Annotated in this window: 22 protein-coding genes and 1 pseudogene; 1 reads left to right on the top strand and 22 read right to left on the bottom strand. The window is 37.8% G+C overall.

Annotated features, from left to right (window positions below):
• Positions 1-2 precede the first annotated feature (2 nt).
• The 19 genes and pseudogenes from Q9317_RS02875 to Q9317_RS02785 all read right to left on the bottom strand — a co-directional run bounded on the left by Q9317_RS02875 (position 3) and on the right by Q9317_RS02785 (position 19,093).
• Positions 3-623, bottom strand: coding sequence for a YutD family protein (locus Q9317_RS02875; protein ID WP_016355856.1), 621 nt, complete (start codon positions 621-623; stop codon positions 3-5).
• Positions 624-639: 16 nt separating this feature from the next.
• The gene (locus tag Q9317_RS02870) at positions 640-1,971 is read right to left on the bottom strand and encodes a bifunctional metallophosphatase/5'-nucleotidase (protein ID WP_037583634.1); all 1,332 of its coding nucleotides are present in this window, start codon (positions 1,969-1,971) and stop codon (positions 640-642) included.
• Between the two features lie 129 nt (positions 1,972-2,100).
• Positions 2,101-3,066, bottom strand: coding sequence for a substrate-binding domain-containing protein (locus tag Q9317_RS02865; protein WP_016355855.1), 966 nt, complete (start codon positions 3,064-3,066; stop codon positions 2,101-2,103).
• 60 nt (positions 3,067-3,126) lie between these two features.
• Positions 3,127-4,071, bottom strand: coding sequence for an ABC transporter permease subunit (locus Q9317_RS02860; RefSeq protein WP_183121193.1), 945 nt, complete (start codon positions 4,069-4,071; stop codon positions 3,127-3,129).
• Between the two features lies 1 nt (position 4,072).
• Positions 4,073-5,551, bottom strand: a complete 1,479-nt coding sequence (locus Q9317_RS02855; protein ID WP_003100996.1) for a sugar ABC transporter ATP-binding protein — start codon at positions 5,549-5,551, stop codon at positions 4,073-4,075.
• A 13-nt stretch (positions 5,552-5,564) separates the two neighbouring features.
• On the bottom strand, positions 5,565-5,963 hold the full coding sequence (gene rbsD / locus Q9317_RS02850) for a D-ribose pyranase (RefSeq protein ID WP_003100993.1): 399 nt from the start codon (positions 5,961-5,963) through the stop codon (positions 5,565-5,567).
• Positions 5,938-6,849: a ribokinase gene (gene rbsK / locus Q9317_RS02845; RefSeq protein ID WP_003100992.1), complete on the bottom strand. Its 912-nt coding sequence runs from the start codon at positions 6,847-6,849 to the stop codon at positions 5,938-5,940. Before rbsK ends, rbsD begins: the two co-directional genes overlap by 26 nt.
• Positions 6,842-7,825, bottom strand: coding sequence for a LacI family DNA-binding transcriptional regulator (locus tag Q9317_RS02840; protein ID WP_016355854.1), 984 nt, complete (start codon positions 7,823-7,825; stop codon positions 6,842-6,844). Before Q9317_RS02840 ends, rbsK begins: the two co-directional genes overlap by 8 nt.
• A gap of 118 nt (positions 7,826-7,943) precedes the next feature.
• Positions 7,944-8,981: pseudogene (locus tag Q9317_RS02835) on the bottom strand (SepM family pheromone-processing serine protease).
• Positions 8,968-9,459 carry a pantetheine-phosphate adenylyltransferase gene (coaD, locus tag Q9317_RS02830; RefSeq protein ID WP_003100989.1) on the bottom strand — a complete coding sequence of 164 codons (492 nt, stop codon included), beginning with the start codon at positions 9,457-9,459 and terminating at the stop codon, positions 8,968-8,970. The pseudogene Q9317_RS02835 and the gene coaD overlap by 14 nt, the downstream one beginning before the upstream one ends.
• The gene (gene rsmD, locus Q9317_RS02825; RefSeq protein WP_003100988.1) at positions 9,449-9,988 is read right to left on the bottom strand and encodes a 16S rRNA (guanine(966)-N(2))-methyltransferase RsmD; all 540 of its coding nucleotides are present in this window, start codon (positions 9,986-9,988) and stop codon (positions 9,449-9,451) included. Before rsmD ends, coaD begins: the two co-directional genes overlap by 11 nt.
• 275 nt (positions 9,989-10,263) lie before the next feature.
• Positions 10,264-11,256 carry an aspartate--ammonia ligase gene (gene asnA, locus Q9317_RS02820; RefSeq protein WP_003100987.1) on the bottom strand — a complete coding sequence of 331 codons (993 nt, stop codon included), beginning with the start codon at positions 11,254-11,256 and terminating at the stop codon, positions 10,264-10,266.
• Positions 11,257-11,416: 160 nt separating this feature from the next.
• A complete protein-coding gene (gene arcC, locus Q9317_RS02815; RefSeq protein ID WP_003100986.1) occupies positions 11,417-12,367 on the bottom strand; it encodes a carbamate kinase in 951 nt (316 codons plus the stop codon).
• A gap of 24 nt (positions 12,368-12,391) precedes the next feature.
• The gene (locus Q9317_RS02810; RefSeq protein ID WP_003100985.1) at positions 12,392-13,723 is read right to left on the bottom strand and encodes a dipeptidase; all 1,332 of its coding nucleotides are present in this window, start codon (positions 13,721-13,723) and stop codon (positions 12,392-12,394) included.
• A gap of 21 nt (positions 13,724-13,744) precedes the next feature.
• Positions 13,745-15,238, bottom strand: a complete 1,494-nt coding sequence (locus Q9317_RS02805; protein WP_003100984.1) for a YfcC family protein — start codon at positions 15,236-15,238, stop codon at positions 13,745-13,747.
• A gap of 103 nt (positions 15,239-15,341) precedes the next feature.
• A complete protein-coding gene (argF, locus tag Q9317_RS02800) occupies positions 15,342-16,355 on the bottom strand; it encodes an ornithine carbamoyltransferase (RefSeq protein WP_003100983.1) in 1,014 nt (337 codons plus the stop codon).
• 96 nt (positions 16,356-16,451) lie between these two features.
• Positions 16,452-16,892 (bottom strand): GNAT family N-acetyltransferase, encoded by a 441-nt coding sequence (locus Q9317_RS02795; RefSeq protein ID WP_003100982.1) that lies wholly within the window; start codon positions 16,890-16,892, stop codon positions 16,452-16,454.
• 5 nt (positions 16,893-16,897) lie between these two features.
• Positions 16,898-18,133: an arginine deiminase gene (gene arcA / locus Q9317_RS02790; protein ID WP_003100981.1), complete on the bottom strand. Its 1,236-nt coding sequence runs from the start codon at positions 18,131-18,133 to the stop codon at positions 16,898-16,900.
• 279 nt (positions 18,134-18,412) lie between these two features.
• Entirely contained in the window at positions 18,413-19,093 is a 681-nt protein-coding gene (locus Q9317_RS02785; RefSeq protein WP_003100980.1) for a Crp/Fnr family transcriptional regulator, read from the bottom strand.
• Between the two features lie 140 nt (positions 19,094-19,233).
• Here Q9317_RS02785 and argR point away from each other — a divergent pair, with 140 nt between their 5' ends.
• Positions 19,234-19,707, top strand: coding sequence for an arginine repressor (gene argR / locus Q9317_RS02780; RefSeq protein WP_003100979.1), 474 nt, complete (start codon positions 19,234-19,236; stop codon positions 19,705-19,707).
• Positions 19,708-19,744: 37 nt separating this feature from the next.
• Here the strand turns inward: argR and Q9317_RS02775 are convergent, their stop codons facing one another.
• The 3 genes from Q9317_RS02775 to Q9317_RS02765 are packed head-to-tail and all read right to left on the bottom strand — an operon-like array spanning position 19,745 to position 22,571.
• Positions 19,745-20,449, bottom strand: a complete 705-nt coding sequence (locus Q9317_RS02775) for a B3/B4 domain-containing protein (RefSeq protein WP_003100977.1) — start codon at positions 20,447-20,449, stop codon at positions 19,745-19,747.
• 19 nt (positions 20,450-20,468) lie between these two features.
• On the bottom strand, positions 20,469-21,557 hold the full coding sequence (locus tag Q9317_RS02770; protein ID WP_051009475.1) for an MmcQ/YjbR family DNA-binding protein: 1,089 nt from the start codon (positions 21,555-21,557) through the stop codon (positions 20,469-20,471).
• Positions 21,558-21,608: 51 nt separating this feature from the next.
• Positions 21,609-22,571, bottom strand: coding sequence for a Gfo/Idh/MocA family protein (locus Q9317_RS02765; protein WP_003100974.1), 963 nt, complete (start codon positions 22,569-22,571; stop codon positions 21,609-21,611).
• Positions 22,572-22,698 lie beyond the last annotated feature (127 nt).

The raw sequence follows: 22,698 nt of genomic DNA, 5'->3' as shown, positions 1-22,698 counted from the left end.
CTTTATTTTTCCTTCTTTCTGATAACAAAGTGACCTGTTTTAGCATTGTGTGACGACTCTTTCGCCTTACCTTCAGTTCTTGATTTTGGTTTCTTTGTTTCTTGACGCTTCTTACTTGTAAATTGTTTTTTCTCTTTTAAGCCATCAGCTGATTTGCTTTTTGCTTTCCCTTTAGCTTTTGAAGGCTCTATTGTCGCTAAAGCTTTTGGTTTTGCTTTTCCTGAGCGATTATTTTTTTTACGTCGTGGGGCACGTTCCTCTTCAAACTTGATTTCAACAGGATTAGCATTTTCTAAAACAAAATAAGCACAACCAAAGTTACAATACTCTTTAATATAGTCTTCTAAACGAGATATACGGCTCGACTTCTTGATGTCATTAGCATCCTTGTAAAAACCCCTTAGGCGTAATTGCTCATTGCCCCAGTCACCTACGATATAATCATATTTCAACAAAATATCCGTGAAACGTTGGCCAAAAACAGTTGCGTCAAAAGCATCCTTTACATTTTCTAATAGCGTAAAGGAAATCGTATCGCTTTTAACCTGATCGTCAAAAGCAATAAATTCTGGACCGGGAAACTTATTATAGTTATACATTTCAGGTGTTACTTCTTTTTTCATTGGACTCCTTTCTGGTTCAATTCCTTTTCTTGAGGTACAGTTCAAGGACTTCTCTTAATAATTCTGGAAATAAAAGTTCTACTTGCATCTCTTTTAAGCGTGAAAAATAGGATGCAAAATAATATTGGTCAACCACAACCACTTTCATGGCATCTGATTTACCTATAACTCTTCTATTATACACTATTTTCCCATTTTTGTATTCAAAGCCTCTAGTCATTAACTTCCCAAAGTGTTTGCCTCTAAAGCCCATTCCTCTAATTTCTTGATTTTTTAATAGCTCTGCTTTCTCAAACATGTCATAACAAAGCAGTGATAATTGCTGTTCACTAAGCGTAAAAGTGGCTAGACGCATCTGATGAGGCAAGGACAAGTGCAGGTCTTTCCGGCTTAATTCTTGCCTAAAAGGAGCAAGTAGTAACCCTGAATTGATTATCGCTAAATCTGCATCAGCATAATCAATCATAGCATCCATAATAAGTTCTAAAGAAGCTTCTTCATTTAATGCTTCTGCTAGACTTGCGACAGGAATTTTACTTAAGAGAGTTTTACCTTGCTCTAAAAAACCATTTACTTGCTCCTTATCCCCTTTTTCTGTGGCCATATGACTGGTTTCATGGGCAATAATATCAAGATGGCTCAGTCGATGATTGGTCACTTGCATATTGATTTCGCCTACATGCTCCCCATACTTTCCAGCGCAAGCCATATAAGTCCCGTTGAGACAGGCCCCTTCTTCAAAAACATGGTGGGTATGACTGCCAATAATCAGGTCAAGTTGGTCAACTTCTTCTGTGATCTTTTCATCTACTCGAATGCCCAAATGGCTCAATAGTATTCTAATATCTGCATGGGCAACTTGAGGAATCTGCAAATCTCTTTTTAGAGCTGCTATTGGCTCTTCAATTTGCCAACCGTTTGGAGCATAGGTTTTATCATAAGGGAAAGTATAGGCTAGAAATGCTATTTTTGTACCTGCAGCTGTTTCATAAATACTGTAAGGCCTCCCCCAAACAGGTTGTTTTCCCTCATCTTTAAGATTCCCAATAATAAGGGTGAAATTTGCCTCATCATAAACCTTATTGAGTTCTTCCTTACTTAATCCAATCCCCTCATTATTTCCAATTGTCGCAAAATCAATCCCTAATTGATTCATCAACTCTACATTGGCTTTGCCCTTTGTGGCATCTGATAAGGGATGGCTGCGGTCAATATTATCTCCAAGATCAAGTTTAATCACTTGAGCATCTGTTTGTGAAGCCTCTCGAAAAAAACGGCTGACTTTTGGGAAAGCTTCTAAGTGAGAATGTAGGTCATTCAAATGAAGCAATCTAATATTTTCAATCATCCATTTTTCCTCCAAGGTTTCTAATAAGACCATCTGTCTTTCTTCATTATAGCATGACACTAGCCATATTTCACTGTTAGTGAGCCCAAACAAAAAAGAAGTGCCTAAACACTTCTCTCACTACTGGCATTACCAGTTATACTGATCAACATTTTCTTTTGTCACAAGGAAAATCGGTGCCACTGTTGATTTTTCAACTTTTTTCCCTTGGTAATGGTCAATTGCTGCTTGGATAGCAATTTCTCCCATTTTAGCAGGTTGTTGAGCAATTGTTGCTGTAATATCACCATTTTTTATAGCATCATGTGCATCTGGCTGGCCATCAATACCGATGATAATAATGTCTTTTAGTCCTGCAGATTTCACAGCTTGTGCTGCTCCGAGCGCCATTTCATCATTTTGTGCAAAAATAACTTGAACATCTTTGTTTGCTTGAATCATGTTTTGAGCTGTGTTAAGAGCTTTCGCACGGTCAAAGTTTGCTGATTGGCTTGATAAAACAGTTAATTTTTCTTTTGCGATTTTATTAAAGCCTTTCCCACGGTCCACTGTTGCAGAAGCTCCAGGTACCCCTGAAAGTTCAAAAGCTTTAGCTTTATCCCCTAATTTTTCAACAACAAATTCTGCAGCCATTTTACCTGCTTCAACGTTATCAGAAGCAACTGTTGTTAAAACGTCTCCGCCCTCACTTCCACGGTCAATAAGAACAACTGGAATATTTGCTTTATTGGCTGCTTTAATGGATGTGACAACGGCTTTTGAGTCAACTGGATTGATCAAAATAGCATCGACATTTTGGCTGATAAAGTTTTGAATATCATCTGCTTGGCGAGCAGCATCATCTTGAGCATCAGCAACTTTCATGCTCACTTTCTTTTCACCAGCATATTTATCTAACCCATCTTTCATAGCAACAAAATATGGGTTATTTGTTGTTGAGATCGAAACCCCTAATTTGAGATCTTTTGCAGCTTTTTTAGTGACTTCTTTCGAAGCATTTGACGCATTATCTAAACCTGTTTTGCCGCAAGCACCCAAAACAAGAACCATTGACATGAACAAAGCAAGAAAGCCTAATTTTTTACCAAATTTCATTTTACCTACTCCTTTAGAATAATAGTGTGAGATTGACAAGTTTTTGTTCTATGTGGCGAATTATGGCTTCGCTACTTTAAAACGGTCAAGTAAAACAGCAATTAAAATGACAATACCTTTAACGACCTGTTGCCAGAAGGCTGACACCCCAATGATATTTAAACCATTATTTAGCACACCAATAATAAGTGTCCCAATCAAAGTCCCAAGGATACGACCTTTACCACCAGAAAGTGACGTTCCACCTAAAACAACCGCCGCAATAGCATCCATTTCATAACTTGCTCCAGCAGTTGGTTGCGCTGAACTCAAGCGTGATGTAATAATCAAGCCAGAAATAGAAGCCATCATACCAGAGATTGTATAGATGATGATTTTAACCTTGTTTAACTTAATCCCTGAGATATATGCTGCTTTTTCATTCCCTCCTAGAGCATAGACAGATTTCCCAAAGGCTGTTTTATGTAATAGAACATACAAAATAAGAAAAGTAAGAAACATGAGGACTACTGGAAATGGGATTCCAAAAAGGTAGCCCTGCCCTAAAAATTGAAAGAGGAAGCTATCTGAAAGTCCTGCTGTGATAGGATTTCCATTGGAATAAACTAAAGTTGCTCCTCTAAAAATCGTCATGGTTGCTAAGGTGACGATAAATGGGGCTAATTTCCCGTAGGAAATAAGAAGGCCATTTAACATACCAAAAATGCCCCCTAATATAATAGCAATCACAATAGCCATACCAACTGGAACACCACTGCCAATAAGACCTGCCGTTAAGGCACTTGAGAGTGCTAAAATTGAACCAACAGAAAGGTCAATACCCCCTGTTAAGATAACAAAGGTCATCCCAAAAGCAATGAAGCCATTTGCAGTCACTTGTAACAATAGATTCATCAAGTTATTTGTTGTTAAAAAGTTAGGATTAATTGCAGTCATTACAATCATCAATCCCAATAAAGCTATCAGAGTGGTTAGCTCTGACATATATTTCATGACTTTTTTCACCTTATTTACCTCCTGTAGCCAGTTGCATTATTTTTTCTTGATCAGCGTCGTCTCGGTGTCGTTCACCTGCGATTTTACCCTCATGCATGACAATAATCCTGTCACTAACACCAAGAATTTCTGGTAAATCAGATGAAACCATGATGATTGGAACACCTCTTTGTGCTAGCTCGTTCATCAATTGATAAATTTCACGCTTGGCACCCACATCAACGCCTCGAGTTGGTTCGTCAAGAATCAGCACCTTTGGTGCTATACCAATCCATTTTGCGAGAACAACTTTTTGTTGGTTACCTCCTGATAAATTACCAACTGGCATCTTAGGAGTTCCTGTTTTTATTCTTAGACGATCAATCAGTTGTTGAACAAAACTGGTACTTGTTTTATCGTCAAAAAGTCCATTTTTGACAAAATCTTTTGTACTAGGCAATGTCATATTGTCTTTAATGGAAAAATCAAGAATTAGCCCTTCTTCTTTACGATCCTCTGTTAGAAATCCAATCCCATGTTGAATAGCTTGTACCGGATTAGTAATGGTAACTTCCTGATCAGCAATTTTAATGCTTCCAGACCTTTTGGTATCAAGACCAAAGATAGCACGCATCACTTCGGTACGCCCTGCCCCCATGAGACCAGAAAAACCTAGAATTTCACCTTGACGCACTTTGAATGACACATCTTCAAAATGCTTACCAGATAGATGTGATACTTCAAAGGCTACCTCTCCAATTTTAGCGGTTTTTTCAGGATAATAATCCTCAATTTCACGGCCCACCATTTTTTTCACCAATTCCTGCGGACTGGTTTCTTTGGTTTTTTTAGTGTCAACAACAATACCATCACGCATGACTGTTACCAAATCTGTGATTTTGAAAATTTCTTCCATTCGGTGAGAAATATAAACAATACCCACTCCGTCATTTTTCAAGGATTGAATCACTCGAAACAGATTTTCAGTTTCACGATCTGTCAGTGCAGCTGTTGGTTCATCCATGATTAATAAAGAAACCTTGGTTAGCAAGCTCTTGGCAATTTCAATCATTTGTTGCTGACCAACAGATAGACTACCAATTGGGCGGTCAAGCGGGATAGAAACATGTAACCTATTAAATGCTTCTTGTGCTTTAGCTTTCATTTGTTTTTGGTCCAGTAAACCAAATTTTGTTTTAATTTCACGCCCTAAAAAGAGATTTTCTAATACAGTCATCTCAGACCAAGTATTCATTTCTTGATGGATAAAACTAATCCCAAACTCTTCGGCCTCTTGAGGATTAGAAAAGGTCATTTCTTTTCCATCAATTAAAATACTTCCTGCACTTGCTGGAAAAAGTCCTGTCAGAATATTCATCAAGGTTGATTTCCCAGCACCATTTTCACCCATTAAGGCATGAACCTGACCAGATTCAATCACTAAATCAATTTTTTCTAAGACTTTATTACTACCAAAAGATTTAGAAATGCCTTTCATGTCAATTTTCATGAGATCAACCTTTCTAAAGTATTACGCCAGATTGTAAGATAATATTTGAATACGGGGTATCTTCGCCGGTTCTTATGACAGCCTTAACTTGACTGTTAAGATTCTTGAATTCTTCATGTGACAGATAGTCAACTTGAACCGAACGATCCAATTTATCCAAGATAGCTTGCAATTGATCTGGGTTCTCTGTCTTAATTTCTTCTGCAAGGACTACTTTTTCAACCAAAACATTTTCCAAATAAACATCCAGTACATCCTGGAAAGTCGGCTGACCATGGCGTAAGGCCAAATCAATTTTCTTAACACCTGTGGGAACAGGTAAGCCTAAATCACCAATACAAACACAATCCGTATGTCCTAAATCATCTACAACTTTTGCTAAGTCACTATTTAAGATTCCATTTTTCTTCATATGCTTCATGTCCTTTCATCTCATCTAACGTTGGCATACCACCTTGCGCTCCAAATTTCTGAACCGATAAATGTGATGCTAAGGTTGCAAATCTTAAAGCGTCAGCAATTGCCAAATCATTTGAAAGCGCAAAGCCAAAAGCTCCGTTAAATGTATCTCCGGCTCCTGTTGTATCAACGGCCTGTGTTTTAATGGCTGGAATCATTTGAATTTGCTTGCCATCATAATAAGTAGAGCCCTTACTTCCAAGTGTAACAATTAACTTATTTGGGAAGCTTTTCAAGGCCTCTTCTATAGTCTTATCAGGGAAGAGTTCCTTACACTCACCTTCATTTGGAGTGAAGTAAGTAACATAATCAATCATCTCAAGATCACTTGATCGTGCTGGTGCCGGATTATAAAGCACTCTAATCTTATGGTCATGGCAATAAGATGCAATTTGTAAATTGACTTCATGTGGAATTTCATTTTGTAAAATCACTAAATCACAGGTCTTGATGATTTCCCATTCCTTAGTCCAGCCGCCAGTGTCAACCAAGGCATTTGCCCCTGGAAAAACAATGATGCGATTATCTTGATTAAAGAGAGTAATTTGTGCAATTCCAGATGATTCTGGTACCGTTCCCACACAATCCACATTAACTGCATTCTTTTTAAGATTGTCTACTAGAATTGGACCAAAAGAATCATTTCCAACTGTACCTATCATACTAACACAGTCATCTCCATGACTTAAACGTCCAAGAGCTACAGCTTGATTAGCCCCTTTTCCGCCTGGCACCATTGAGAAGGCATCCCCAAAAACGGTCTCCCCCTCAAGGGCAATACGACTAGTTTCCATGACTAAATCCATGGAAATACTTCCAACAACAACAATATTACTCATAGGACCTCCTTACAGTCTCACGTTCAACATAATAAACAGGTAATTTAATCCGATTTTCTTCCACCGGAATCTGATTCGCAATTTTATAAATCAACTCTGCCGCATAGTGCCCCATCCGATAAGATGGTTGATGAATAGTGGACAAAGAAGGATAAATAAACTGACTCATTAAAATGTCATCATAGCCCATAACCTGAACTTCCTCAGGCACCTTAACACCACGAGCTAAAAGCTCGTGTAAATATGCAATAGCATGCACATCTGATGGAGCAATGATACTGTCAATTTTCGTCCACTGATTTAAGTTTTTTCTGGCTTCGCTTTGAATCTTATCAAATTTGAAACTCTTACTATCGCTGGTATGAATCAACAAGTCCTCTTTTTGAAGATAGGCTAAACTGGATTGATAACGCTCATTCAAATTATTAGCTAAATCGAGTGGTCCTCTAATTAACAGAACTTCCTTAGCACCAGCTTGACAAATAATTTCAGCAGCTAAATGACCACCTGTTTTATTGTCTGAAAAAACGCCATATTTGGTTTGCTCGTCAACACGGTCTACAACAACCACTGGAATATCAATTTCCGGATGTTTTTTAGTAAAATCATGTGTTGTGATAATCCCAGCTGCGTTACTCTGTATCAGCACTTTGAGATAGTCTTCTTCCAAATCTTCACTATCTGATATATTTCCTAGCATAACACGGTAGCCTTTTTCTTGCAGATACTCTTCTGCTCCTCGAGCTAACCTTGGAAAGAAAGGGTTGGAAATATCTGGTAGGAGTAGACCGACCAATTGATTTTTTTTAGTTTTAAGAGATTGTGCAAGTACATTTGGGCTATAATGTAACTTGGCAATGGCAGCCTTAATACTTTCCTGAGCTTCTTTTGAAACATAGCCTTTTTGGGAAATGTAGCGAGATACTGTTGATTTTGATAAACCTGCTTCTTCTGCTACCTCTTTAATGGTTGCCATATAATCTCCCTTCTTTTCATTGTGGTATCGGTCTCACAAAATATATTGTAACCGTTTTCTTTTTGTCTGTCAACTTTTTTTCTACAAAAAAACAGATCTTTTTTAAGACCTGCTTTCCTTATTGTTGCAAATAAGCAATTGCTTCCTGAACATTTCTGACTGGAACTATTTTCATTTTTGTTTTTAATTTTTTTGCTGCTGCTTTGGCTTCTTGATAATTTGTTACTGCTTTAGGATTCACCTTTTTAACCCGTTTATCAACTGGGTTGTTTGGCACAAAAAAGACATCTGCTCATTCGTTAGCTGCAGCAACGACTTTAAGACCCGCTCCACCAATATCACCAACTTTTCCTTCTCTATCAATGGTACCTGTACCAGCGATTTTACGACCCTTTCGCAAATCTTCCTTATTCATTCGATCAAGAATATCAAGGGTAAACATGAGTCCAGCACTTGGACCTCCAACCCCTTCTGTTTTGAAGGTAATCTCTTGGTCTGTATGAACCTTGGTATAGTCTGTCAAGCCAATACCAATCCCATTCTTACCGTTCTTCAACTTGATGATATGGCCCTTCTTAGATTGGTCAACGCCATTTGACGTGTATTGAACACTAACCTTATCACCTAAACTTAAGCCAGAGACATATTTGATTAAATCAGCAGAGCTTTTAAAATGCTTGTTGTTAACTGCAGTCACAGTATCGGCAATGTTTAAAACGCCTTTAAATGAGGAATCTTTACTAACATCTAAAACATAAACCCCTAAATAATCCAGAGAAACCTCTTTGCCAGCTAATTTTAACCCTTGATAGATGGCATCGTTTTGGGATGTTTCTAAGTAATACTGGTTAATACGCATGTAATCTTCATCACTGTAGCCACCGGTTGTTTCTTCAGCTGGAGCAATTTCTGTAAAAGGGGTTAACCATGCATAAAGAACCTGTGCAAGAGTTGCTCGGCCAAGGCTTACCGCAACAAAATTATAGGAACCTTTTTCCTTATCCTCATGCCCTTTAATCTCTAAAACAGATTTAATATCATAAGCACCACCAGGCATTTCAATATAATAAGGCAAAGGGTATAAAAAAGTAAAGGCTAACCCTAAAAAGGCTATAATTCCAAGTAACCACCATTTGATTTTATTAATAACTTTCATGTTGAGACTCCAATTCCTTAATAACAGCTCGAGGAACTAAGCCCTCTATTGATGAGTTAAAATGCAAGAGTTCTTTGACGCGGCTTGAACTAATGGGTTGCATGTGATTTCTAGCGATGAGATAAACAGTATCAATGGAAACATCCAAACGATGGTTAAAATATTCTAAATTAGCTTCATACTCAAAGTCTGTTGGATTACGAAGTCCTCTTACCATATGGGTTACTGACAATTCCTTAGCAAGAGCAACTGCCAATTTATCTTGAGCAGATACAACACTTACATTCTCATAAGAGGCTAATGCTTCTTTCAACACTCGTACACGGGTCTCCAAATCAAAGAACCCTTTTTTATCAGGATTGTAAAAAACCCCAATGTAAAGGTGTTCAAAGAGGCGACTGGCCCGCTCAATGATATCCATATGCCCATTAGTTACAGGGTCAAAAGAGCCAGAATAAAGCCCAATTTTATTTGACATAAACCGTTACCTTACTAATTCCATAAACTTTTTCTTTCCAGATTCCAACTGAAGCAATTTCTTCCGGCAGCTGAACCTGCTTATCTGTTTCACAAACTACCATAATGTCATCTGTAAAAAGCCCTTTTTGATCCAAAGCCTCAATCGTAGCAACAATTTCTTCCTTAGCATATGGAGGGTCCAGAAAAATCAAATCAAAGGGGTGACTCAACTGACCAATAGCCTTGTTGGCCTCCATCTTTAATAACTTAAACTGGTTTTCAGACTTGGTCATCTTGATATTTTCTTGGATAATAGCTTGCGCAGACCGATCACGTTCAACAAGAACAGCCTCTGATATGCCCCGGGAAACAGCTTCAATAGCTAAACCACCAGACCCTGCAAAAAGATCTAAAACACGTCCTCCTTGAAAATAAGGACCAATCATATTAAACATAGCACCACGAACCTTGTCAGAGGTTGGGCGAGTTGTCTTTCCTGGTAATGTCTTAAGAGGACGACCACCAAATTCACCTGATACAATTCTCATAGCTTTTATTATATCAAATTTATAGGACTATCCAACCATTTTACTTTTAAAATATGAAGCAAAATTCTAAATACTGAAAAAAATATAAGCTATAATGAAAAGCCTCCACCAACAACCTGATCAAAGCCATTAAGCCAATGCTTTTTGGTAATGTTGACAAGATAACATTAGACTTCTCACCACTTTGACTATAAAAATAGAGAGAACCAATTTGGTCCTCTCCAGAGTATGACAATGCATCTATTAATTACAGTGCACAATTGTTGCTACTTTTCTTACAAAATATGCTCAAATTGATCACGTACTTCTTGTGGCCAAACAGACGTTTGAACTTCTCCGATGTGCTTTTTCTGAAGTAGGAACATCGCCATACGAGATTGACCAATCCCTCCACCAATCGATAGTGGGAAAAGGCCATTTAAGAGTGATTTATGCCAATCGTATTCTAAACGATCACCATCACCTGTAATAGCAACCTGACGACGTAGGGCTTCTTGATCAACACGAATTCCCATTGATGACAATTCAAAAGCTGACTGAAGTTGAGCATTCCAAACCAAAATATCGCCATTAAGCCCATGGTAGCCATTTTCTGATTCTGTTGTCCAGTCATCATAGTCAGGGGCACGACCATCATGCGGCTTACCATCAGCAAGCACGCCACCAATACCAATTAAGAAAACTGCTCCAAACTCCTTAGTAATCGCATTTTCACGTTCTTTAGGAGTCAAATCAGGGTATCTTGCAACTAACTCTTCTGTGTGAATAAAGGTAATTTTCTTAGGAAGAACTGCTTCGATATCATAGCGGGCTTCAACAGCCAGTTCGGTCAAACGAATAACTTTATAGATGGTTTCAACGGTTTCTTTTAAATAAGCTAAGGTGCGTTGCCCATCAGGGATGACCTTCTCCCAGTCCCACTGGTCGACATAAACCGAGTGGGTTTGGTCTAATGAATCCTCGTCTGGACGGAGGGCTTTCATATTAACAACAAGACCTTCACCTTCATTAAAACCAAAACGTGCCAAAGTGTGACGCTTCCATTTAGCCAAAGAATGGACAACTTCAAAGGTTGCATTTGGAATTTTAAGAACATTAACAGATACAGGGTTTTCAATACCGGACAAATTATCCTGCATACCATCCCCGACCCGACTTAAAATGGGTCCTTGCACTTCAACAACATCTAGCTTAGCAATTAAATACTGTGTAAATGTATTTTTAACAAAGGAAATCTCCTCTTGTTGATGAATAAAACTTTTCTTCATAGCTCCTCCTCTTATTTTTTACTCTTTTAAAAGAATATTAGAGCTATTATACACTTATTTAGATTAAAGATAAAGAGCAGATTTCCTAAATAGTCAAACTATTTTTTCTTTTTTTTAAAAATCAAAAAGCCTTGGGAATTCCAAGGCTTAAAACGAGGACTTAATCACTAATAATTTGTGTTCCTGCTCCTTCTGAAAGAACATGATCAATGTTTTCAAGAGAGGTAATAATTGCTTTAGAAGTTGGTTTGTTCTCAACAAAAGCAATAGCTGCTTCTACTTTAGGTAGCATGCTTCCAGGTGCAAATTGATTTTCTGTAATGTATTGTTTCATTTGAGAAACAGTCACTGTTTCTAATTTTTCTTGGTTAGGCTGATTATAGTTAACAAAAACATTATCCACACCTGTTAAGACAATAAACAAATCAGCATCAACTAATTCTGACAAGGTTTGGCTCGCAAAATCTTTGTCAATAACTGCTTCAACACCCTTGAGCATTTTAGTAGTTGGGTCTTCAACAACTGGAACACCGCCTCCTCCTGCACTAACAACAACGACACCTGAATCAACTAAACTTCTGATAACATTAGCTTCTTTGATTCCAACAGGTTTTGGAGAAGGAACAACTTTGCGCCAACCACGGCCAGCATCCTCTTTGAAATTTGCTCCCGTTTCTGCCATTTGTTTTTTAGCCTCTTCTTCAGTTAGGAATGGGCCAATTGGTTTTGTTGGGTTTGAAAATGCAGCATCATTTTTATCAACAATAACTTGTGTTACTACAGCTGCAACTTCTTTTTCAATGCCTTGTTCTTGCAATTCATTATCAAGGGCATTGACCAACCAAAAGCCGATACTTCCTTCTGTCATTGCTACACAGGTATCAAGTGGCATAGCTGGATTTTTTTCTGAATCAGCTGCTGCTTGTTGTAAAAGTAAGTTACCAACTTGTGGACCATTACCATGTGTTACAATCACTTCATTTCCTTCTTTAATCAATTTTACAAGTGATTTTGATGTTGAAATTAATGCTTCTTGTTGTGCTTTAGCTGAGGCATCTTTTGAAAGAATAGCATTTCCTCCTAAGGCCACAACAATTTTTTGTTTTGTCATACGATAAACTCCTCTATTTTTTTCTTATCGTGTTAAACGGTAGATAGCTTCTGCGTAAATCTCCATAGCACGATAGGCGTCTTTTAAGACGATATTTTCATTTTCTTGATGTTCTGTTTGAATTGAATCAGGGAACATTGCTCCAAAAGCTACACAATTTGGCATTGTTCTTGCAAAGGTTGCACCACCAGATGAAACCGCTGGACTTTGATCACCAGTTTTTTCTCTGTAAACCTCTAGCAAGGTTGTTACTAATTCACTATCAAGTGGCACATATAATGGTGCTAAATAGTCAAATTCTTCATAACACAGACCATATGCTTTTGCTTTTGCTGTTAAGTCTTGAACCAATTTTTCCTTATCTGCTAAAACTGGAATACGGATATCCAAGCGAATTTCTGTTAGCTCTTTATTCAGTGTTAGTCCTGCAGCATTGAAACTTAGACTGCCTGACGGTTCATCTTCAACAGGTCCAAAGATATTAAGCCCTTTACCATCTTCATCAACACAATCAGCTAAAAAGCTTAAGGTAGGATTTGAGTGAATGCTCACTAATGCTTTAGCTAAACGAATTAAAGCATTAATGCCATGTGGGGCATCTTTTGCATGTTGTGCCAAACCATAAACTGTTACTTCACTATCCTTGAAAACATATTCAAACCCTAAGTGATCTAAGGCTTTTTTTACATCCTCAATATCTTCTCCCTTGTAAGAAGCTCTTGCTGGTACCACATTATAAGCATTACCAACTTCCAACTGCAAGTCCTCTGAGCCGTGTCCAACAAGTTTGGCTTGTAACAAGCCTTTTTCAGCATAAATCAAAGGGAAACTAGAATCAGGTGCAAAACCATACGTCGCTTGTTCTTCAATAGCATTGTAGCGGTTCATACAGCGCCAAAGTGTTTCTTCGTCAGTACCAAAGATAAATCGAATACGCTTGTTAAAGGCAACTCCTGCATCCATTAAAGCTTTCACTGCATAGAGCGCCATCATTGATGGTCCTTTATCATCTTGTGTACCACGACCATAAAGTTTGCCATCTCTCTCAATACAATCAAAGGGGGCTGAATTCCAAAGATTCGTGTCACCTTCTGGAACCACATCCAAGTGACAAAGAATAGCTAAAACCTCTTTTTGTTCGCCATACTCCGCATAGCCATAATAACCTTCCGGGTCAATGTAGGTTGTAAAACCTATGTCTTGACACATTTTTAAGGTTTCTTCAAGAACATCCTGAATAGCTTGTCCAAACGGTGTGCCATTCTCACCTTCATTTAGAACAGAAGGAAAAGAAACAATTTTTTTAATCGCTTGAACACAAGCCTCTTGATGTTGTTTTGTAATATATGTTTTCATACCATATTACCTCTAGTCTTCTTAGATAAAGAATGTCGCAAGAAGTAAAATGAGAATACTTGCAACAATAACTAAGATGATAAATTTAGTGATAAATTTCCACCAAGTTGCCAAATCAATTTTACCAATAGCAAGAGCACCCATAACGATTGCTGAGGTAGGTGAAATCATATTAAGAACACCTGATGCTGATTGGAATGCTGTAATAACTAAGTGCGCTGGGACATGAGAGAATTGACCAAGAGGTGCCATAATACCCATTGTTGCTCCGGCAAGACCTGAAGTTGATGGAATCAAGAATGACATTGGTAGATAGAAAATGTATGCTAAGATAATAAATACTTGTGATGATAGCCCTGAGAGCCCTTGTTCACCCCAAGAAAGAATAGTTGATGTGATCATACCATCATTCATGATAACTTGGATACCACGCGCAACAGCACAGATAATTGCAACACCTAGGAATTCTCCAGCACCTGTAAGGAATGAAGAGAGGAAATCTTCCTCAGACATTTTATAAACCATGGCAACTAGAACACCCATCATAATGAAAAGCATTGTAATTTCAGGGAAGTACCAAGTTCCAAAAGCACCCATTGATTTGCCGACAAGTGTTCCTACAACAGGAAGACCTGTTAACCAAGAATTAAAGTTTGAGAAAAGTGTGATTTTAAAACCTTCCCATGGAATCAAGCTCAAAATCATAATGACAAAGGTACAAATAAATATCCAAAGAACTTTTACTTGTTTTTTCGACATCTCTTCGTCAGTATTTTGTAGTTTAAAGATTTCACGGTGTTCTTGCATTTTATCTGCAATTACAGACTTACTTGGATCTTTTTCAATTTTACTTGCATAACTATAGACAAACCAAATAGACAATCCTACTAGAATAAACCATTGAAGGACACGCCAAACCATACCATCAGCAATCGAGATACCCGCTGCATCTGCGGCAACACCTGTTGCAAAAGGATTTATGGTTGAGGCTAAGCAGCCAATTTGAGAACCAATTAATATAATAGCAACTGCAACAACACTATCAAAACCAACAGCAATCATTACTGGAATGAGCAGTGGGTAAAAAGCCATTGTTTCTTCACCCATACCATAAGTTGATCCTCCTAATGCAAAGATTGGAATCAAAATGGCGATGAGCATTTTTTCTCTGCCTTTATTTTTCTTAACGATTGAAGCAATCCCTTGGTCTAATGCTCCCGTTTTTGTGACAACTCCAAGGAAACCTCCTACCATTAAGATAAAGAAGGAAACATTGATAGCTCCATCGGTGCCTTTAACACCTAGCATCCCACGTACTGGAGCCATTAAAACATCAAAAATACCTTGTGGGTTAGATTTTACGGCATGATAGGTACCAGAAATAACTGCTCCATCTTTGGTTGTGTCATATGCTCCTGCAGGAATAAACCAAGTCAAAATTGCCATAATAGCAATGATAATAAAGAGAACTGTATAAGAAGAAGGTATCCTAAACCCTTTTTTTTGTTCTTCCATTTTATATACCTCAATTTTAAAGTAAAAGGCCGCCCTGAAGTTCTGGTATGTGTTGCCAGACCCCAGAACGACCATAATAGTAGTTAACGTTTGGTTTTATGACTTATACTTTAGGGATAAAGAGGTTACCTAGAGTAGCTGCCATAACTGCTTTGATTGTGTGCATGCGGTTTTCAGCTTGGTCAAAGTGACGAGCATATTTGCTGCGGAAGACTTCATCAGTAACTTCCATTTCAGAAACACCAAATTTTTCTGCAACGTCTTTACCATAAACTGTGTTAGTGTCATGGAATGCTGGTAAGCAATGTAAGAAAATAAGATTTTCGTTGTTTGCTTTTTTAATCAGATCCATATTAACTTGATATGGTTGAAGCATTTCAACACGTTCTTTGAACTTGTCTTCTTCACCCATTGATACCCAAACATCTGTGTAGAAAACATCTGCGCCTTTGACAGCTTCATCTGCATTGTCTGTCACAAGAATGTGTGCGCCAGATTCTTTAGCGTAGCCTTCAGCTAATTTAACAATTTCTTCTTCTGGGAAGAGTTCTTTTGGAGAGAAGATATGAACATTAACACCCATTAATGAACCAGCAACTAATAATGAATTGGCAACATTGTTGCGTCCATCACCACAGTAAACCAATGTAATGCCTTCAAGTTTACCAAAGTTTTCTTTAACAGTGAGGTAGTCAGCAAGCATTTGTGTTGGGTGCCATTCATCAGTAAGACCATTCCATACTGGAACACCTGAGAATTCTGCTAATTCTTCAACCATGCGTTGGCTGAAACCACGGAATTCAATCCCATCAAACATACGGCCAAGAACTTTTGCAGTATCTTCTGTTGATTCTTTTTTACCAAGTTGAATATCATTTGCACCAAGGTATTCAGGGTGTGCTCCTAAATCGATAGCTGCTGTTGTGAATGCTGCACGTGTACGTGTTGATGTTTTTTCAAATAAAAGTGCAATATTTTTGCCTTCTAAATAGTGATGAGGAATACCGCGTTTTTTAAGATCTTTTAAATGTGCTGATAAATCAATGAGGTATTCAAACTCTTCACGAGTAAAATCTTTTTCTGCTAGAAAGCTACGTCCTTGGAATACTTGAGTCATCTTGTTCTCCTTTTAATTACTTTTTATTTTGAGATTGTTTGTATAAATATATAGCTAAGAATCCACCGATAATGGCAGATAGTGTCCAAAAATGCATTAGCACACGCTCCATTCTTTCGCTAGTGATTGACAGATTTCTCCGTCTTCTTCATATTCATGGCCAAATAGTTGATAACCAATACTTTCGTAAAAGCTCTTTGCTGTCAGTTCTGCATGGATGACTAGTCTTGTATAACCTTCAGCTCGGGCATGTCGCTCTAATGCTTGAATGACTTTTCCTCCATAACCTTTACCTCGATAGTCCTTCAAGGTTGCAATTCGTGTTAATCTGGCTTGGTCAGTAGTCTCGGGAAGGAAGCGCCCGGTTGAAACTGGCTGATTGCCATCATAAAGAACGGCATAAATAGTTTTACAGTTGTCATTGGCATCACATTCGTCTTCCATTTTGATCTTCCGTTCAAGAACAAAGACTGAAAATCGAATGTAGAGGCTTGCTGCTCTTTGAAAGGGTTGGTTACCGACAATTAATCTGACCATAAGCTTTAGATATCTTCACGTTCAAATGGCATTGACATACAACGTGGTCCACCACGACCGCGAACTAATTCACTTCCATGAATTTTAATTAATTTCAATCCTTTAGATTCAAGGATAGCATTTGTGATTGTGTTACGGTTGTAAACAACAACAACACCTGGTGCAATGGTTAGAGTATTTGAGCCATCGTTCCATTGTTCACGACCAGCTGCTACAAGATTACCACCACCACATGGGATTAATTCTACTTTTTCAACTCCTAAGTTTTCTGCTAGAAGCTCAGCAAGATCGCCTTTTTCTTCATGAATACGAAGCTCTTCGTTTTCATATGTAACAGAATAAACACGAAGGTCGCCTTCAATTTCTGGGTGAATGGTAAATTTATCATAGTCAACCATTGTAAATACAGTATCTAGGTGCATGAATTTACGGTTGTTAGCAAACTCAAATGCCAATACTTTTTTAAAGCCAAGATTTTCTTTGAAAATATTAACTAATAGTTTTTCAATAGAGGCAGCATCTGTACGTTGTGAAATACCAACTGCTAACACATCTTTAGAAAGAACTAACTCGTCACCACCCTCGATACGTGTTGTTTCATTACGGTCATAAACCATAGGAACCTTACCACCACCATATACTGGATGGTAAGTGAAGATGTATTTGCCATATAATGTTTCACGGTTACGTGTTTCAGCAAACATATGGTTGAGTGATACACCATCACCAATTGTTGCAAATGGGTCACGTGTGAAATAAAGGTTTGGCATTGGATCGATTGCAAATGGATAACTTGATTCAACAAGGTCTGTTAACCCTTTTGCATCTTCAGCAATTTCAGGAAGTTCAGATTTTTGAACACCTGCCATTGTTTTTTCAATCAATTCTTGGTTATCTTCAATGGCCATCAACAACTTGCGGATAGCTTTTTTAGTTTCACGTCCACGAATGTTCGCTTCATCTAAATATTCATTGATGAACTGTTCACGAATCTCTTCATTAATCAATGATTCTGCAGCTAATTTTTCCAAGTAAAGAACTTCAACGCCTTCATTTCTCAACGCATCAGCAAATGCATCATGTTCTTTCTGAGCATCTTCTAAGTATGGAATATCATCAAATAATAGTCTTTCCAAATAATCTGGCATTAAGTTTTCGATTTCTTTACCAGGTCTGTGGAGCAACACTTTTTTTAGTTTTCCAATTTCAGAATAAACATGAATCGGTGATTTAGCAGTCATAAGAATTACCTCTTTCTTTTGATAAATTTTGTGAATTCACTTGTCAAGATTTCTTAGTTCTTGCTTACACTATTAGTCTATCTTATTTATTCGAAAAAAATGGGAGAAATTTCACGTTGTTTTTGTGTAATCGTTTACATTTTAAAGGGCATTTTCTTATAAAAATAAAATTGTATTCGTTTTCTTGTAAACTATATACATTTATGCGCAAATAATGTTTTTTATAAAATTTAAAAAAAGTATAAAAAAAAGCAAAAAAAATGATCATTTTTTTGCTTTTTATTCTGTAAACTGTAAAAAATAATCCTTATCTAGAAAGGTCATATACTTGGCTTTTATACTAATACGTTTTTTCTTTTTTAGGTCACTCAAAACATGACTTACCGTTTCTCTAGTGGTTCCACTCATACTTGCAATATCTGACGAAGTTAATTGGAAAGGCAAAGTGTTATCTTTTTTACCCATCTCTACTAATAATAAGGCTAATAATTGAGTTACTCTAGCAGTTGCACTTGAAGTGATTAAATTTCTAACGCGTAATTCGTGTAACTCCAATAAGCGTGATAACTTACTGTATAAATGTAACATTTGTTTGGTATTATTTTGTGAGTATTGCTCAAACAAGTCCACTGGAAAATAATAGTAAGTAACGTCTGTAATTGCGACAACAGAGAAATGATAACTATCATCTGTAAATAAGCCACCATATGGGAAGATGGTACCATGACGAACAAAATCCGTGTAAACAAAAGCCCCTGACTGGTCGCTTTGCTCAATTTTAAAATAACCATCAGTGACTAGAAAAAGCTTATCTCTTTTATCGCCTTCAAAAAATAAGATGTGCCCTTTTGAAACCTTTCGGCGTTCCATTAGACCAACTATTTTATCAAATTCTTCGATTGAAAAATGTTTAAAATCATCTAATTTTCGCAAGTATTGATAGTCTTCACGTTTAATCAAACTGCTCCTCCTTTTTCAACATCTCTTTCTATTTTAGCATAAAACAAGGCTTTTTTGTAAGCGTTTCTAAAAAAACTTTACAGTAGCAAGGCTTTTTGATATACTCGGTTTAAACTGCTTGAATTAAAGGAAAATGACGAATGAATAAGAAAGAGACCCGACATCAGCTAATAAGATCGCTCATCTCTGAGACGACAATACATACACAACAAGAATTGCAAGAACGCTTGCGAAAAAATGGAATTGACATCACGCAAGCAACACTTTCAAGAGACATGAAAGAACTCAACTTAGTTAAAGTCTCTAATGGTCATGAAACCCACTACGAAACACTCTCTATCTCACAAACCCGTTGGGAACATCGCTTGAGGTTTTACATGGAAGATGCTCTTGTCATGCTCAAAGTGGTGCAAAACCAAATTGTCCTCAAAACCTTGCCTGGGCTTGCCCAATCATTTGGATCTATCTTGGATGCCATGCAAATTCCTGAAATTGTCGCCACAGTTTGTGGTGATGACACTTGCTTAATCATCTGTGAAGATAATCAAGCTGCAAAAGCCTGCTATGAAACACTTAGTCATTACACCCCACCTTTCTTCTTCAGTAATAAATAAAACAGCGATTGTGGCTAAGCCACAGTCGCTGTTTTCGTTACAAGTTTATAGTTGGATTTTCTTGTGTTAATATCTCAACCTGGGTCTTCGCTTTTAGATAAGTCTTACTATTTTCTTCAATAAACGATAATGCCTCTTGTAAAGAATCAGCCTTATTTGGATCTAGTAGCTCAATAATCAAAAAGGCATTGGTTGTTTCAGGTCGAATCATGGTTCTCTCCCCGTCACGCCAGTTAAGGCAACGGCAAACAGCACCCTTATCATCCTTATAACAAAGCTCATTTGGAAGGGTCGGACTATTGTTATCATCACCAATTAGGTAAAACGCATCGCCACCTTCTGTAATGGTCAACCTTAAATCTCCAACAAAAGTATCCCTATCCTCTGCTCCAACAGGTAAACCAAAACGAAGACTGGCTGCATTGTAGATATCTACTAAAGGATTTATGGAGGAAATTTCTTGACCATTATTCACCCGTTTCAAAAGCGCCTCAATACTAGAGCGCACACCTTTTTTGGTTTTAAATTGTTGATAGGCTTTACGGTAAGTTTGAATCACCTGATTGTCAGTGAAATTGTCTTCAGGCAAGTGTTTCAAGGCCAAATCATGACTATCGCGCAAAAGACGTTTAATCTCTATAGGCGACGTTTGCTCAGCTTGATAATTTTTTAGCAATATTACCCCCAATTGGGCATCTGGAAACAAATCCCAGAAACTGTCATCTGCAATAAACAGTGTCATCTTATTCTCCTTATATACACTAGTTTTCTTTAAAATACTCTTTTTCAGCTAAAAACGCTCTTAATTGCGGACTCATTCTCCTTGGACCTCGAACAGCAGTCACCGCATGCACTTTCATGATGTCAAAGGGAATCTTATCATCTGTATATTGCTCAAGTAATTCCAATCGCATCAGATAATCAATGCCATCACGATTCCTGTAGCCATTATTTTGCAGATTAGCCTCTAAAACCTTGCAGGCATATCTAATAGCTTTAGTTGGGGCGGTGATGTAAATAAAAACATAGTCACCTGCTTTGATACCAGCTTTTTGTGTCCACAGAATTTCCTTACTTGCTGCAAATTCAGCATCAATATCATAATACTTTAGGTTAGCTGGAATAATCCAATAATCAGAACCATTAGGATTACTTAGTAAAGATGGTGCAACCAAAGCTCTGCTATTATCAAAAAAATCCCACACCACAGCATCAGAGAGACTATCATCTAAAAGGATTGTCACCCAGGACTTCTTAGACATATGGTAAGCCGGGTAAACCCCATCTAAGGCCAAAAAGGAATCCAGATGCTTTGCGTTCACCTTTACATTAGCCACCTGTAAGATTTGACCTGCTTTAGTCTTTGGAATCCCTACTAATTTCGAGACATCCAAGCTATAAACTAGGGCATACCACTTACCCGCAACACGAAAAGAACGATAAGAATCTCCCTTCTCAAAAGGCTGATCAAAAACATCCCCGTACCGCTTAATGATTTTCTGATTGATTCGATTCATCTGATCTGACGTAAAAGGAAGATGCTTGCAACAAGACGTCCTAAAAGACCTTATCACTTGCTGATAAGCTGCTCTAACTTTTTTGGCATAGGGATTGCTTGCGCTCTTAACCCAGATTGGAAGATAATCCTCTTGCAAATCATTGTCAATGACACGACTAAAAAGGTCCCCTTCAGAGTTGACTTGTAACTCAACACGAAAAGCCTCCTCCATAATCAACGTGGAAAAAACATGCGTTTGCCCTTCTTGTTTAAAGCCGAAATCTGCTAATTTTGTCTTATCGACATAGTCTTGTTTTAAGGGAACTTGCCTTAATGCCACTACTTCCTCCATTTAAATAACTGAAATGAAGGACCTCTCTATCAAGAAAGGTCTTCATCACTATTAAGCTTTCCCCCATGATTTGTAAAGGTCTTCGATAATTTTTACAACTGATAGGGTTAATTGTGCTGTCATAATAGGACTTTCTAATTCGCCTTTACTTATCAAGTGACTGACATGATAAGCTTCTGAGGTGAAATCACTGTCCATTGGTGCTTCTAACAACTTTCTGCTACCATCTTCTTTGATTAGAGTTGCCATGGTTGTTTTCCAAAAGCTTGGGATTTCAAGAGAACCCTTGTCGCCACGAATGGTTAATTTATGATCAAGATTTAGCTTAGTGGTTAAAAAAACATCAACAAGGACACCACTTGCCATTTCTAAAATCAATTTAGCTTGTTGATCACTCTTTCCTTCTGAAAAAGTGGCAATACCACTGGCCTTTTCAATAGGGCAGTCCAAAAGATACTGTAAATAAGTTAAGGGATAGGACCCCATTAAACGTAGGGCACCTCCACCTAACTCCAAGTCTTCAAACCAAGAAATATGTGAAATATTGGGATAAGCGGTTTGTGAAGTGACTGAAATAACCCGCCCAATGTCACCTGATGTGATAGCAGTTTTGATGCGTTGTGTTATAGGAATAAAAACGGATTTTTGAGCCTCCATAAGAAACCGTTTTTGCTCCCGCGCCAGCAAAAAGAGTTCTAAGGCCTGCTCATAAGTCATCGTAAAAGGCTTCTCAACAAGGACATGTTTCCCTGCAAGGAGGGCCTGCTTAGCCACAGAATAATGCTCTTTATTAACCGTCGCAACATAAATAACATCAATATCCGGGTCCCAAAGCATCTCCCTAAGACTCCCATAAGCTCTTGGAATGTCATGTGTCCTTGCAAAAGCCTGGGCAACAGGCAAAGAACGGCTAGACACCGCTAACACTTGACCATTACCTGCCAAGCGAACACCCTCAATAAATCTTGGTGCTACCTGTGCCGTTGACACCACACCATAAGTCACAACTCTCATACGCCACTCCTTAACACTCTCTAACTATCATTATAACATGAAGAAGAAAGAAAAGCTGAGATGAAGGAATGTTACTTTTATGGATTTATTATCTGTAACTTTCTATTCGGAAAATATGCTACAACTG

Origin of the sequence: Streptococcus iniae (assembly GCF_030732225.1) — a bacterium.
In the GTDB taxonomy this organism is placed as follows: domain Bacteria; phylum Bacillota; class Bacilli; order Lactobacillales; family Streptococcaceae; genus Streptococcus; species Streptococcus iniae.
This window is presented reverse-complemented; position numbering and strand designations above follow the sequence as displayed.

Bases quoted from the DNA above. Each gene is read 5' to 3' on its own strand.
- Q9317_RS02840 (WP_016355854.1), bottom strand. From the start codon at position 7,825: ATGGCAACCATTAAAGAGGTAGCAGAAGAAGCAGGTTTATCAAAATCA.
- Q9317_RS02770 (WP_051009475.1), bottom strand. From the start codon at position 21,557: ATGGAGGAAGTAGTGGCATTAAGGCAAGTTCCCTTAAAACAAGACTAT.
- Q9317_RS02865 (WP_016355855.1), bottom strand. From the start codon at position 3,066: ATGAAATTTGGTAAAAAATTAGGCTTTCTTGCTTTGTTCATGTCAATG.
- arcA (WP_003100981.1), bottom strand. From the start codon at position 18,133: ATGACTGCTAAATCACCGATTCATGTTTATTCTGAAATTGGAAAACTA.
- Q9317_RS02795 (WP_003100982.1), bottom strand. From the start codon at position 16,892: ATGGTCAGATTAATTGTCGGTAACCAACCCTTTCAAAGAGCAGCAAGC.
- rsmD (WP_003100988.1), bottom strand. From the start codon at position 9,988: ATGAGAATTGTATCAGGTGAATTTGGTGGTCGTCCTCTTAAGACATTA.
- argF (WP_003100983.1), bottom strand. From the start codon at position 16,355: ATGACTCAAGTATTCCAAGGACGTAGCTTTCTAGCAGAAAAAGATTTT.
- asnA (WP_003100987.1), bottom strand. From the start codon at position 11,256: ATGAAGAAAAGTTTTATTCATCAACAAGAGGAGATTTCCTTTGTTAAA.
- Q9317_RS02765 (WP_003100974.1), bottom strand. From the start codon at position 22,571: ATGAGAGTTGTGACTTATGGTGTGGTGTCAACGGCACAGGTAGCACCA.
- Q9317_RS02870 (WP_037583634.1), bottom strand. From the start codon at position 1,971: ATGATTGAAAATATTAGATTGCTTCATTTGAATGACCTACATTCTCAC.
- argR (WP_003100979.1), top strand. From the start codon at position 19,234: ATGAATAAGAAAGAGACCCGACATCAGCTAATAAGATCGCTCATCTCT.
- Q9317_RS02810 (WP_003100985.1), bottom strand. From the start codon at position 13,723: ATGAAAACATATATTACAAAACAACATCAAGAGGCTTGTGTTCAAGCG.
- rbsD (WP_003100993.1), bottom strand. From the start codon at position 5,963: ATGAAGAAAAATGGAATCTTAAATAGTGACTTAGCAAAAGTTGTAGAT.
- Q9317_RS02875 (WP_016355856.1), bottom strand. From the start codon at position 623: ATGAAAAAAGAAGTAACACCTGAAATGTATAACTATAATAAGTTTCCC.
- Q9317_RS02805 (WP_003100984.1), bottom strand. From the start codon at position 15,238: ATGGAAGAACAAAAAAAAGGGTTTAGGATACCTTCTTCTTATACAGTT.
- rbsK (WP_003100992.1), bottom strand. From the start codon at position 6,849: ATGAGTAATATTGTTGTTGTTGGAAGTATTTCCATGGATTTAGTCATG.
- arcC (WP_003100986.1), bottom strand. From the start codon at position 12,367: ATGACAAAACAAAAAATTGTTGTGGCCTTAGGAGGAAATGCTATTCTT.
- Q9317_RS02775 (WP_003100977.1), bottom strand. From the start codon at position 20,449: ATGACACTGTTTATTGCAGATGACAGTTTCTGGGATTTGTTTCCAGAT.
- coaD (WP_003100989.1), bottom strand. From the start codon at position 9,459: ATGTCAAATAAAATTGGGCTTTATTCTGGCTCTTTTGACCCTGTAACT.
- Q9317_RS02855 (WP_003100996.1), bottom strand. From the start codon at position 5,551: ATGAAAATTGACATGAAAGGCATTTCTAAATCTTTTGGTAGTAATAAA.